This is a genomic window from Segatella salivae DSM 15606, assembly GCF_000185845.1.
GTDB classification, from domain to species: domain Bacteria; phylum Bacteroidota; class Bacteroidia; order Bacteroidales; family Bacteroidaceae; genus Prevotella; species Prevotella salivae.
In genome coordinates, this window is record NZ_GL629647.1 from 2,383,963 (window position 1) to 2,397,322 (window position 13,360).

7 protein-coding genes are annotated in these 13,360 nt (G+C 45.4%); all 7 read right to left on the reverse strand.

What is annotated here, in order from left to right; all coding sequences use genetic code 11:
* Positions 1-809: Cof-type HAD-IIB family hydrolase (locus tag HMPREF9420_RS09405; RefSeq protein ID WP_081457469.1), on the reverse strand; the 809-nt coding region annotated here is incomplete at its 3' end.
* Positions 810-876: 67 nt separating this feature from the next.
* Positions 877-4,287: a glycosyltransferase gene (locus tag HMPREF9420_RS09410; protein WP_007135410.1), complete on the reverse strand. Its 3,411-nt coding sequence runs from the start codon at positions 4,285-4,287 to the stop codon at positions 877-879.
* A 394-nt stretch (positions 4,288-4,681) separates the two neighbouring features.
* Complete coding sequence (locus HMPREF9420_RS09415) at positions 4,682-7,666, reverse strand: two-component regulator propeller domain-containing protein (RefSeq protein WP_007135412.1); 2,985 nt, start codon at positions 7,664-7,666, stop codon at positions 4,682-4,684.
* A gap of 78 nt (positions 7,667-7,744) precedes the next feature.
* Positions 7,745-8,926: an aspartyl protease gene (locus HMPREF9420_RS09420; protein WP_044078903.1), complete on the reverse strand. Its 1,182-nt coding sequence runs from the start codon at positions 8,924-8,926 to the stop codon at positions 7,745-7,747.
* Positions 8,927-9,191: 265 nt separating this feature from the next.
* On the reverse strand, positions 9,192-11,546 hold the full coding sequence (locus HMPREF9420_RS09430; RefSeq protein WP_007135415.1) for a beta-galactosidase: 2,355 nt from the start codon (positions 11,544-11,546) through the stop codon (positions 9,192-9,194).
* A gap of 56 nt (positions 11,547-11,602) precedes the next feature.
* Positions 11,603-12,304: an SIMPL domain-containing protein gene (locus HMPREF9420_RS09435; RefSeq protein WP_007135416.1), complete on the reverse strand. Its 702-nt coding sequence runs from the start codon at positions 12,302-12,304 to the stop codon at positions 11,603-11,605.
* 294 nt (positions 12,305-12,598) lie between these two features.
* Positions 12,599-13,360: DUF6261 family protein (locus HMPREF9420_RS12920; RefSeq protein WP_007135417.1), on the reverse strand; the 762-nt coding region annotated here is incomplete at its 5' end.

Sequence of the window (13,360 nt, forward strand, 5' to 3'; positions counted from 1 at the left end):
TTTTTCTGGTCGTCTGTTATTATTCCTTGAGCAATGAGGGCATTGCGAATACCATTATCATCCACGGAAGTTGTTACATAATCGGCCTCTTCTTTGACGTTCTCTCGACCATTACCCATGGCCACTCCTATGCCTGCTTGCTGGATAATGCTTAAGTCGTTACCTCCATCTCCGAAAGCCATTGTCTCACTAAGTCGCAGTCCTTCGTGTGCAGCCAATGCCAAAAGCCCTTGCCCTTTGTCTGCTTTGATATTCGTAATATCCGTAAAATCATCACACCAGCGCCCTGAAGTACATTGTTTTATGCCACTCATGAGCTCCTCTTCTTGTGCAGATGAGATGAAAGGTGTTAGCTGAAGAATCGGTTGTTTCAGTACTTCTTCGATGGGTTTATGGTAGTCTATATTGGTAACTCCAAGCTTTTTGCAAAACACATCATCAACTATATCTTTGTAATTAAAGATAGCGATGTCTTTCGTTCCAACGACTACAACAGGCCGATCCCATTTCTTTGCAGCGTCAAGGATTTGACAAACATCCGTTTGGGGGATGTCGTGGCAGCATATTATCTCTCGTTTCCCATTCCTATCAACAAAGCAATACGCTCCATTTGTAGTGATATATCCGTCAATTAAGTGTTGAATCTGTCCCAGATTCGTGATAATTGAGAGTGGGCGCCCTGTCGAAATATACACTTTTAAGCCTTGTTTCTTCACCTCTTCCAAGGCATTAACCGTTGACTCTGGTATCTCGTGGGTTCGAAAAGAAACTAATGTTCCGTCAATATCAAAGAATAACGCTTTTATCATATCAATCATTTTTGCTTACCACAAAGATAATAAAAATCTTCTGTTTCTTTGTCCTCATGAGGTCGAATTACTTATTTGCAATCGTGACATTGCCTGTTCGTTTCAGCACTCCCCATGATTGCAGCTCCCCTTTAATGGCTTTCATATAGCTTTTGAAGATGACATAATACATCACCCAGCGATAGAAGAACCGCTGAGGGATAATCCACAGCAACACCCATAAAGGCTCTTTCTCTACAATATAGGCCATAATTGATACGCTACCATCTACAAGTAAGAACAGTAAATAATAGATAAAGATCTGCCACCCATTACCCATGAATAAGCCAAACAACATCATTAAGTCGGCAAGAGGAGAGAAAGTAGGAATAATATACTGGAAGATGAGCATGTTAGGCATAGCCCATAAGCCGAAGCCTTTATGCTTTTTACTGAATAAAGCAGCACGATGTTTCCAGAAGGTTTGCATCACTCCGAAAGTCCAACGCGTGCGTTGCTTGACGAATTGACGTAGACTTTCGGGGGCTTCTGTCATCGCAATAGCTGCATTTTCGTTCTCAATGACATAATCTTTTTCAAGGATTCCCATTGTCAAGTCACAGTCTTCAGCCAAGGTATCAGTATTAAAGCCACCCGCATCTTCAATAGCTTTCTTTCTGAATGCACCGATTGCACCCGGTACAACCGTAATAGCATTGATGCTGGCATAAGCCATTCGGTCAAAGTTCTGACTCGTAGTATATTCTATAGCCTGCCAACGTGTGAGCATGTTACGCTGATTTCCCACCTTTACATTCCCTGCAACGGCTCCTATTTTGCCCTCCGTGTCAGTCAGATAGTGCCTCATCAAGAGCGTAACGGCATTCTTTCGCAGTTGTGTGTCGGCATCAATACAAACCACATATTCGGCTGTTGTGTGTGCAATACCATAGTTTAGAGCCGAGGCTTTACCTGCATTCTGCTTGGTGAGAATAACGATGTTGGGGTCATCGGCAAAGGCTTCTTGCACCCGTTTCAATGTGTTGTCCTTACTACCATCGTCAACAAAAACAATATCGAAGTTTGGATAGTCTTGCATTTTCAAGTTCTCCAGAGTTCTCACCACGTTTACTTCTTCGTTATATGCCGGCACAATGATAGACACTTTCGCAGCGTTTGTCTTATCAAGCAGAGGATAAGAGCGCCGTTTCTCACGTCGTTTCTCACGTATCATGAGAATATACATGAAGAGTAGTCTTGCAAATCCAAGAACCAAGAATACCAAGAAGAGCGCTGTTAAAAAGTCGCTTGCATGATAAATCAGTTCTGCCAACGACAGGTTAGCCTGCATTGCATAGTATGCTTTGTCTTTCGGTATGACGGGCATCAACTGCGAACGCGACATACCCAGATATTTTTCAAGCGAAATAAAATGGTAACCTTCACGCTGAAGTGTATTCAATATGCGTGGCAGTGCAGTGAGTGTAGGTTGCCGAGTCGAACCTCCTGCATCGTGCAACAGAATGATATGCCCATCACCGCGATGCACTCCGTCAATCACTCTCTTATAGATTTGGTCGGCAGTAACGCCAACTTCCCAGTCGTTTGGGTCGATAGATTCTCCCACAAAGATATAGTTTCTGCGACTTGCCAATATCATTGGCTCAATTTCTTCACGCTCAGTAGGGTCACTATCCGCATTATATGGCGCACGAAACAGCACAGTGCTCTGGCCCGTTATACTCTCAATGAGCATTCGAGTGAGTTTCAATTCGGCATAAGTGCGGCGTTCTGAGTTCTCCGCTACATTGTGGTGGGTGAAGGTATGATTACCAATCGTGTGGCCATCATCAAAGACTTGTTTCACAACGGGTAGGTTTTTCTCTATCTGTAAGCCTACCATGAAGAAGGCAGCAGGCACATGATACTGCTTAAGGATACGCAAAACAGTCGGTGTCCACCTACTATCTGGCCCATCATCAAACGTGATAACAAGTTCTTTTTTGCCTGCTTTCCCAAGCTTATCTACCGTGTAAGTAGAGGGTATTTTCACATAATGTTCCTCGGCGATGAGTTGCTCGTCTTTGTCCAAAGCAATACTAATCTTTCCCGGATGAGGCTCAGAAGCCACGCTGAGTACCTCGCCGTCACCGACATAATTGACGTCTTCCGTACCAGGAAGTTGCATCATCTTCTGCAACTTAAACGATGAAACACTTTCCCACGACATATCTTTGCCATAGAAATTCCACAGGCGATTGTCTTCTGTTCCCAATCTCCACACGGAGTAACCGGCCAGATGATATTCTGCGCCGAAACGCATCGTGTTAAACATTGTGGCTGCATCAGTGGAATAAATACGATGAAGTAGGCCGGTGTTTTCATCCTGATAGGCCATATCAATGTTATAGGTGTTGTCGTCAAAGTGTACCTTTGCCCCCGCATCTAAAGCCGTTGCCATCAACTGATTGAATGAAATGCTCTCGCAATCATCCTTTCCTGACCAGTCATATCCATATGCCGCCATGGCCAAAACTATCTTGTTATTGGGGATAGAATGGGCCGCCCAGTCTGTTGCTTTCTCTATCCATTGCTGCGAACTCACAGGACCTGGCGTGCTCGTTGAGTTGTGTTCATCGTATGCCATGAGGAATAAGTAGTCGCAATATTTTGCTAATGCCACAACATCATAGTCCTCATTAAAGGGTTCAATGTCTTCTGTGAGGTAGAGATTATGCGCATGACAGGCAGTCGAAAGCTCTTTAACTAAGTCTGTTAAGAGTTGGTTGTCATTGATATTTAACTCCTCAAAGTCGATGTTTACACCCGAAAAGTGATACCGTTTGCATAGTGTGATGACATCATTTATCAGCTGTTTGCGTTTCATGGGGTTGCGCATGATGCGCCCAATTGCCTCTGGTCGGAAGCTACCTTTAACGTTATTGGTCAGCATGGGCATAATAGGCACTCCCGCTTTCCGCATGAGTTGCAACGCCTTTACATTGATTCTCGACTCCACTCTGTCGGTTTTCATGTTGATAAAGAACCATTCCGGAATAATCATATTCAGGTGTTTAAGGTTCTTTTTCAATGATCTGTATGAGCGATTATCCCAATTCACATACCACGCGGCACGCACTCCAAGGCGTGGGTTGTTCCATTCGGCAATATATTTAGCAGTTAGTGCGTCGCCCTTTCCTATGAAACGATGTTTGTTAATGGTAGCCGTTGCATAGTTGTTATGCATCTTTTTTTCCGCAAAGATGTCGCGAAAGGTCTTATAAGTACGTGCTGTTTTATTGTCTTTCAGAAAGACATTGTCAGCCGAAACAACGTTACGATAGTCGTGCTTGAAAGGCACATTTGGACTCCCTTCGAGGGCAAACATTGTGACGAAAACGCCAACCAACAATATCAAAATGGTCAGAATAAAGCGGAATGACCATCTAAACCTGTTCCAACGCTTGCGAGAACTGGTCTGAAAAACTTGTTTATTCATCTGAATCAACCTTTTGTTTATGCAATGCAAAATTACGAACTTTCTCGTTTCGTTATTATTTTCAATGTATAATTTATGATAAAATGCAATTCCGAATGAGCCATGTCAATTCGTCATGTGTTGCAAACTGAAAGATAAATCGTGTTGAAAGGGGATTGGAAATAGGCTGCATCGTAAACAGCCTAACCTGATTGTGGCAGCGAATCTCTATTCATTCAGGATATTTATGGGCTAAAAGACATAAAACATCAGCGCAGAAAGCCAATGTCGTTTGCGTCAAATCATCGCGTGTTTTGCGTCAAATCATCGTGTGAAATGGGTCTAATGACAAGCTCTTTTGCCTCAAATCATTCTGCTGTTTCTTATGATATTGTCTTCTGTTTCGTATGAGTTGTCACTCTTCTTGCTTTGCATTTGCGTCATTGGAAAGGCTCTTTTTGGGTGCTTCTCCAAACCTTTTGGTGTAACAACGCGTGAAATATTTGGGGTCATTGAAGCCTACTTTGTAGGCAATCTCTGTGATGTTGCGGTCATGAGGATTGCCCATGAGGATTTTCTTCGCTACATCTAAACGATAGTTGCGTAGGAATTGACTTGTCGAACAACCTGTTTCAGCATGAATATTTCGGCTAACGAGATTGCGATTCATGCCCAATTGGTCGGCCAGTTCCATCACTCCAAAGGCTGAATCGTTATAATGTGTCTCTACAATGGCCATTACGCGGTCCATGAAGGGCTGTTGTTTTGCCTGCATTTCCGTTTGATCGGTCAGGTAACAACGTTGTTTGCTCTGGGTCATCTTCTTCTGCACATGGAGTATTCCCTCAATTCTTTGCTGCAATTCTGACGGAGCTTCACTCTCATTGAGTGCCTCTTCAATCGGTTTCATGAGTCGTTCTGCCTCACGACGACGCACCACTTTTACGCGCTGTTGATAGAGATAGCGCCCCATGAGCAGCAAAACGATGAGTGAAAGCAGGCAAAACCACCAGGTTTTCCAAAAGCGTGGACTCACCACTACATGCACTGTGGCCGTCAAGTTATTGTTGTCATCGGTTGCCGAGACGCATCTCACTTGAAATTCATAGTCTCCCGGTGGCAAGTTTGTATAGCGCATACTGTGTTCTCCGGGTTTCAACTGAATCCAATCATGTTCAAATCCTTTCATGCGGCAGCTGTAAACACACTGCTCTTCGTTGCTAAAGTTGAGAGAGGAAAATTCAAACGTGATGGATTTATCAGCCTCGCTGATGTGTATTTCCTTGGCTTGGTGGATGTCTTCACAAAGATATTGTGAGTCGGCGCCCACTTCTTCGTTGTTGACAAGCAGTCGAGTGAAGCGCAAACGACCGCGGAAAAGCTTCGTCGGCTGATGGTAAAGCAGTGCTGTCAAGCCTTTATCGCTGCCGAAATATAAGGTTCCGTTGGTAGCCTTTATGGCCGAATTCCAATAGAATTGCGAAGAAAGCAGACCATCGTTTGTCGTGTAATTGGTGAATGTTTCGCGGTGAGGATTGAAATGAGACAGGCCATTTTCGGTCGTAATCCATAACATTCCTTGAGCATCTTCAACGATACCTCTCACGGCATTGTGTGCCAAACCATCGCGTTGAGTGTAGGCCTTGAAGTGCTGATTTCCGTGTTTATCGACGATTCTTTTATAGAGACCATACCCATTACTGCCCAACCATAGTGTGCCATCTCGCCCTTGACAGAAGGCACATAGCTTGTCGATAATACCACTTTTGGGTGCATCTAACTTGTAAGTCATGTGCTGGCAACGGAATATCCGTGGGTTCTTATGGTTTGATTTCAAGTCGATTTTGATAACACCTGTGCCACATCCCATCCAAAGGAAACCTTCTTTGTCGATTGTTGCGCCTATAGCGCCACGAATATTACGGCAGTTTTTGAAGGGCTCGAATAGTTGATGACGTTGTAAATCGAAGGCAAAGACACCATCATTTGTACCAATCCACATCAATTGATTACGTTGATCCATGCACAAGGCGCCTATAAACTGCGTGAGGCGGGCATAGACTTCGGGAAGCTTTAACCGCAGAATGGTGGCATGGGTGCGTAGATTGATGAAGTTAAGTCCGCCACCCCATGTGCCAATCCATAGGTTCTGATGGTCATCCGCGGCAAGCGTTGATACAGCGTTATGGCTTAATGACGAGTTGGCAGTTGTGAAATGGGTGAAGGTTTTCGCCTCTTTTGCCTTGCGATTCAAGCCTCCTTCTACCGTTCCTACCCACAACGTGCCGTCAGGTTCGGCATACATCGCATTGACAGCATTGGCAGATAGACTCGTCGGTTCGGTTGAATGAGCGAAATTTTCGAGTTGAAGCGGGCGCGGATTTAACTTGATGATGCCTCCCGTTTCTGTGCCAATCCAGATTGAACCATGGTCAATGGCGATGCAATTCACGAAATTGCTGCTCAAAGGATGATGCTTGCTGTCGGTAGTCCACATGGAGAATTCATCACTTTTAGGCTGATAGAAGTTCACGCCGCCTAAGGTTCCGACAATCAATTGGTTGTTGGGAGACAAGGCAAGTGATGAGACATAATCGTGTGAAAGCGTGTGAATGGCGTTGGAATGTCGATAGGTTTGCAGGGTGTTTGAAGAGACATCATAACGTAAAAGGCCTTGCCATGTGCCTATCCAAATATGGTTTTGGTGGCGTAATAAGGAGGTAATGAAGGTGTTATGAAGCTTAGAAAGTGGTGCGCCGAGACTGCATTTCACTAATTTATTGCCTGAAATCACGAGACGATAAAGCCCTCCGTCAATGGCAGCCCATAGGCTTCCATCGTGGTTAATGTCGGCTATCGTGATGTCGGGAGTATTCCCTTGGTAAGCAATTTGACGAATTTGGTGCACATTTCCCATTTGATCAAAGCTAAGATGGGTTATCATCGACCGCCCAACAAGCCATATTGCACCCTTGTAATCACAATAGACTTTCACGGAGAGTTGACGCAGAAGGTGTCGCAGTTTGTCGTTCGTGCTCTTCGGAACAATGGTCTTCATGGTCTTTAAGTCAATCACTTCGGTGTATTCATCGAAACAAACCCAGAGCCGATGAAAGCGGTCTTCGGTGATGTTATGACACGTATTGCTGTGTGTTGTCATGTCACTTTTGCCTGTGCCGAAGTAGCGATAAGCATATCCATCATAACGAACAAGGCCACCACTATGGGTTGCTATCCACATGAATCCATAACTATCGGTGTAGAGATCATCAACAAAATTGCTCGGAAGTCCATTCATCATGTTCAGATAAGTGACGTTGTTTTGCATGACAAGTGCAGGTTGAGCAATCGTCGAAAGGCAGAAAAGGCAAGATAAGGTAAGTAGAATCAGGTGTTTCATGCAAAGGTTTTTAATGTTCTGTGGTAAGGGTTGGTTACATGGTTTTAATGACAAAGGTAATGAAAAGCGTGCAAAACATTATCTTTTACTTACCACTTCTTTCAGTTGTCCCTCTTTAGTTCGTACAGTGAACGTGTAAACTTGTCCGTCAACGAAAGGGTAGTGGAGGAATTCTTCAAAGCTATTGATGGGCTTATTATTAATGGAAAGCACGATATCTCCTTGTCGCATACCTGCTTTGTAGACGTCACTTTGCTCGAAGATGAGGCCCACACAAGCTCGTCCTTTGTTAGGAACGAAGGCTATACGGAAGGGCTTATTGCCCACCTCTACGCTGTCGTTGTCAACAAAAGGCCTAAAGGTTAATGTGCGACGGAAGGGATTTATCGTTATCGTTCCATAGTTGAGCAGTTGTGCTCCGATTCTACTTGAGCCTTGAGTGGTAACAGAGTGGATGTTGGTTAGGGCGAATCGATCCCATTTTAAGCGGTCAAGATGTAGGAAAGCCACCTCGTCTTGTAGTTCAATGCCATGTACTCCAATGGCTAACTGACCGCGTGTGCGACCCTCAACTTGGCTTTCTACATTCTTACTTTTATAGGCGTGGCGGTCGAAACTCTGTTTGTTCATCGTGTAGAGTGGGCGAGAACCTGTGTCGAAAAGCACCTCGTCGACATGACGAATGAAGGGACTCACGAGCACGTAAGGCACAAACCATTTGAGTTTATAGCGCAGGTCATAGCCCGGTTCGTTGTCGAAGGCATGACGATTGTCGGTTAAAATGAGTATCTTCTTCTGTGTATCTATCTTTGCGCAGATGCCTTTTTGGAAGAGATCAAAGCCAATGATGGCATCATAATGGCTTTTGGCGATGGGTTTCGGCATGATAGAAGCGACATAATCAGTAATGGTGAGATGGCCCAACTGAAAGGAAGGGAGGGTCACAACCTTCATGGTGTCAAGATGATCATTGGCATCCCGCGAGACAACATTCCCCAAATCGCGGTTCCAATTGAGTCGCGAACCTTGGAAAATCATGCCTTGACTTGAGCCTGTGTCAAGGTTAATGCGTAGCCGATGGCCCTGCATTGTGATGGGAATGTATAGTTGATTGTCTTCAAATTCAAGAGGAATCGTGTCGCAGAAATGGGCTGGTGAGAGCATGAAGTTAGTGTGATAGCCTTGTGAAAACATAGGGAGCACACTCGTTAGCGCCATGAACAAGAGGCAGAAGCGTAGGTAGATTTCGTTCCGTTTCATTCGATTCGTTTTGTGCAAAGATAGTAGTTTTTTAGAGAAAACATTTGGATTGAAAGTCATTAAATGCATATTGCCAAACGAAATGCGTCAGTTGGTGGCAGAATATGCTACAGATGGATGGCTGATTCCTATGGAATGGCATGCGGAAGGCTGCGTAAGAATGAATCGGGTATTAATGAAATGAAAGGCCTAAGCTTTGAAAAGAAACAGGATTTCAAAAATAATCCAAAGCTTAGGTCTTTCGTTTGATGCGCGGTGATGAGGTTTAATACACAAAGATTTTATAGTCTTTCATCGCTCCCGGACTTCCTTTTTCGGTGCGAGAGAGGACTTGTAGGCCAGTGAGTGTGCGCACTTCACCGAGGTCAATGACCAGCAAATGGGGGAAAGAACTGCCTTTTTGCATCTTCCAATATGTTGATTCCTGTTGGTCGAAGGCCTTATCTCCCGTGTGATTTCCATCTTCTTCCTCACTATCTGCATAGTGTGTAGACCACGAATCGCGTGAGATGCGGTAGTCTTCAGCATAGAGTGCATAGAGTTCGGCTATGGCAACGTAATCATTTGTGCCGTGAACGTTCTTACATTCTATGGCGATATAGCGGCCTTTGGCAGGGCGATTGAATTCTATAGTTTGGCAAAGATCTGTGGCAAGAAGAACTCCTTGGGCTACGGGTTGAGCCGAATTGAGGTCTGGGCGGTCGCCCGGATTGTTGTGCTTATTGGTCTTTTCCAACTGCAGTTTATTCAGTTCTGGTTGATCTTGCCCCCAAATCACGGGAGCTTTTGGGCCGACAATATCCATGACGATAATCTCATTGCGTCCTTTCTTCAGCCAGCAACCGGGGAGATAGAGCGTCTGTTGAGGCCCGATGCGCCAGAAACGACCGAGCGCATGGCCATTGACATAGACCTGACCCTTGCCCCATTGTTCAAGATTCAGGAACGTGTCGCCCACCTTTTTCAGGTTGAAGTAACCGCGATAATAGCCGATAGACGGCGAAGAAAAGTTGATAGGACTGAAGCAACGATTGGTTTCATCCAGCTTGTCGAAGGCATGTTGTGCCGTTTGATAGCTGTCGGGAATCGGTGCAATCACCCAGTTTTTGAGATGATAACTCACGTCATGGCCATTCATTTCAGTGTCGATGGTCACACTTTCGGTAATTCCCTTAAAGTCTTTCACAGCGCGTCCGAAGTTAATGCGCCCCATCGCTTCGATAAGAATGGTTAGGGTTGCCCCTTGCTTCACAGGTGGAAGTTTGATGCTTTTTTCGTTTTTCGTGCGGTCTATCGTGCCAATGAGTTTGTTATCAATAAAGATTTGTGCATAGTCGTGTGCCTCATTGAGAGACAACCGGCTTGACTTTTCAATTTGAGGAAGTTTGGTTGCGTAGAACATTGCACCCCAACCAAGATCCATTTCCTCAAAACTCTTGATGTCATGGCTCGTTGTTGGCATACTCATCCCTAAGTCAAGCGGACTGAATTCAGTAAGCGTCATCTTCGGAATCGTGATGATTGGCGCTGCGGGTTTAGGCACATCGGGCAGCCGTTTGTCTCCGTTGTACTTCTGCATTGTCTTGCGCAGTTCCCAAAACTTAGGCGTAGCATGGCCATATTCATTGATAGGTGCATCGTAATCATACGACGTTACGTCGGGCGCAAAGCCCGGACTATTGGCTCCAGCCCAATGACCGAAGGAGGTTCCTCCATGAGTCATGTAGAGCGAAAAGGAGATATTCTTGCTCAACATCTCATTAATGCCTTCCACCATAGCCTTTGCCGGTCGCGTTTCATGACGTGCTCCCCACTTGTCAAACCAGCCACTCCAGAACTCAGAACACATCAATGGCGTCTCAGGTCGAAGCTGTTTGAGACGCTTAAACTGTGCATCGATATTCGAACCCGTACCGAAATTCATGGTCCAAAGCAAGTCATCAAGGCCATTCTTCTCAAAGTTGCTGGCCCAATCGCATTGAAACAGCGTTACCTTGTCAAAGCCCGAAGCTTTCACAATATCGCGAATTTGGCTGACATATTGCTTGTTGACGCCGTAGGAACCATATTCATTTTCTACTTGCACCATGATGATTGGTCCACCATTCTGTATCGTTAGCGGAGCCAATTGGCGCCCCACTTCAGCCTCGAAAGCCTTTACACGTGCCAAGAAATAAGGATCGTCTTCGCGCAACCGAATATCTTTCTTCTTCAAAAGCCACCAGGGAAGTCCACCCATTTCCCATTCAGCACACACGTAAGGACCAGGACGCACGATGACATACATGCCGTTTTTCTGTGCTAATCGGCAGAAAGCAGCCACGTCATTGTTGCCTGTGAAGTCATATTTACTCTCTTGCTGTTCATGGATGTTCCAGAAAACATAAAGGCAAATGGTGTTCATGCCGAGTGCCTTGCACATCTTGATGCGCTGATCCCAATAGGGACGCGGGATGCGAGGATAGTGAAGTTCGGCAGCTTTGACCACAAAGGGCTGGCCATTCAGCAAAAAAGTGTTTTTGCCGGCGGTGAAATCGCCACCGCGAGCCAGTGCTGTAAGTGTGGAAAGACTGAACAACAGTGTTGTAATAATCGTTTTAAGATAAAACTTTCTGTTCATGTTTATGGTGTGATGAATGTTGTTATGGATTGCGGTTCGAGGGTGCTTTTCTGCTATTAGTCCTTCAGCGAATAGGTTACGGTGGTCACCACTCTAACCTTCTTGATGTAAGGCGTGTTTGAATCGCGGTCTTCAATGCTGAATTGGCCTTGGTCTGCACTCACAATTTTATTGAGTTTTGAATGGCTGTTCTTGGCAAACTGCTGGGCAGTCGTTTCCGCGTTGGCGATAGCTTCTTGCATCATGCGAGGCTTCATGGCCTTGAACGAAACATAGTCGTAGTCGATGAAGTCTTCGTCGTCGTCTGCAACAATCGCGATGCCTTGTTTGAGCAGCTCACCTTGACGGGCGATAATGCTTCTCACCAGGTCTACTTTGTGCGAAGTAACCGTGATGATGAGCGTTGCATAATAGCGATATTCTCTTTCGTTTGAAGAATACTGCTCGGCTTTTACATCAACCACCTTTGGTGGGTTTATACTGATTTCGTTGGGTTGAATGCCGCTTTTGATTAAGAATTGCTTAATCTTTTGTTGCTTCACGGCGATGCGGTCGTAGAGTTCAAGCAGGTTGTTGCCCTGTTCTTTCGACACGATGGGCCACGTCACTTTGTCTGCAGAGACCTCGCGTTCGGCCAATCCTTTCACACTCACCTGTCGGTCTTTGTTAGCATAATCGTCGATACCGCCTTTGATGAAAAGGCCCAAAGCCATCAAGCCTATGGCGAGAATGGCGGCTGAAATGATTCTTGTTTTCATGCGATGGTTATTTTTATAGATTGCGTTCTTGGTTTCAAAGATTTATGATTCGTATGTTATAACAACGTTCAAACGGCTCTTTTAGTATTTGATGAATTGAGATTTAAGTATAAAAATCAAATCCACATAAAAAAGGGTGCAGCGCTGTTATCTCAACAGCGCTGCACCACCACTTTAGACTTAGGAGTATTTATGATGATACCTATTGTATAACTACGCCGCTGCGCAGGTTTTCGTCGCAATAAGAGTTAATTTATGAATGCGGCTTTGCGCATTTCCCTAAGCTCGACAATTTTATGGTTGGTTTTTATGTTTAATGCCGAAGTTGGGCTGTTCGGTTGTTCCGCCGCCCGTTTTCGGCTTTTCATTCGCCTTCAGCTTCTTCTCCTCTACGAGAGACAGCGAGCCATCCTTATTCACGCCTACCCAAATGGTTTTGGGCTTGCCATCGGCTGTGGTCTTGCCTGTTATGGCCAATTCATATTTGCGCTTGGCTGCCGTGCCCTTTGTCTTGCCAGTAAACGAGAGGCTGCCATTTTCAAGTTCCATTTGCTGTTCAAGTGCTGGGAATCCTGCTTTTAGCCTGTTTTCTTCCTCTGGCGTAGGCTTAGGCGTGGGTTTCTTCTGCGCCATGCTCTGTTTGTGCGAAGTCTTGAAGTGCTCGCTTTCCTGATTCATGCGGTCAACCAAACGCTCTATCAGGGCGCGGTCGTCGTCGGTTGTGGCAAAGAGATAGCTGGCCTCAATGTAGCGACTAACTACGCCAAAGACGGCATCGGTCTGCGGACGAACCTCACTCAATGCCGGCATCTTCTGGTCCACAGCCTTTTCCTGTCGCGTGTTATACACCTTTTGAAACTCATCGTTCACCGTCTTCAACTGTGCCGTAACTGGCGCCAGTCCTAATGCCGTCACCTCAGTTGCAAAGCGCTCTAAGTCTTTCAACATTCCACGCACCTCAGCCGTTTCCGCGTCAACCGCCTTACTTTGAATGCCTGCGTAAACACCGAGCCCTTTGTCTAAAGCCTTCGCTGCCTCGCGCACCGCTGCCACGGG

Excerpts from the sequence above, each read along its gene's own strand:
- HMPREF9420_RS09410 (WP_007135410.1), bottom strand. The coding sequence starts at position 4,287 with ATGAATAAACAAGTTTTTCAGACCAGTTCTCGCAAGCGTTGGAACAGG.
- HMPREF9420_RS09415 (WP_007135412.1), bottom strand. The coding sequence starts at position 7,666 with ATGAAACACCTGATTCTACTTACCTTATCTTGCCTTTTCTGCCTTTCG.
- HMPREF9420_RS09420 (WP_044078903.1), bottom strand. The coding sequence starts at position 8,926 with ATGAAACGGAACGAAATCTACCTACGCTTCTGCCTCTTGTTCATGGCG.
- HMPREF9420_RS09430 (WP_007135415.1), bottom strand. The coding sequence starts at position 11,546 with ATGAACAGAAAGTTTTATCTTAAAACGATTATTACAACACTGTTGTTC.
- HMPREF9420_RS09435 (WP_007135416.1), bottom strand. The coding sequence starts at position 12,304 with ATGAAAACAAGAATCATTTCAGCCGCCATTCTCGCCATAGGCTTGATG.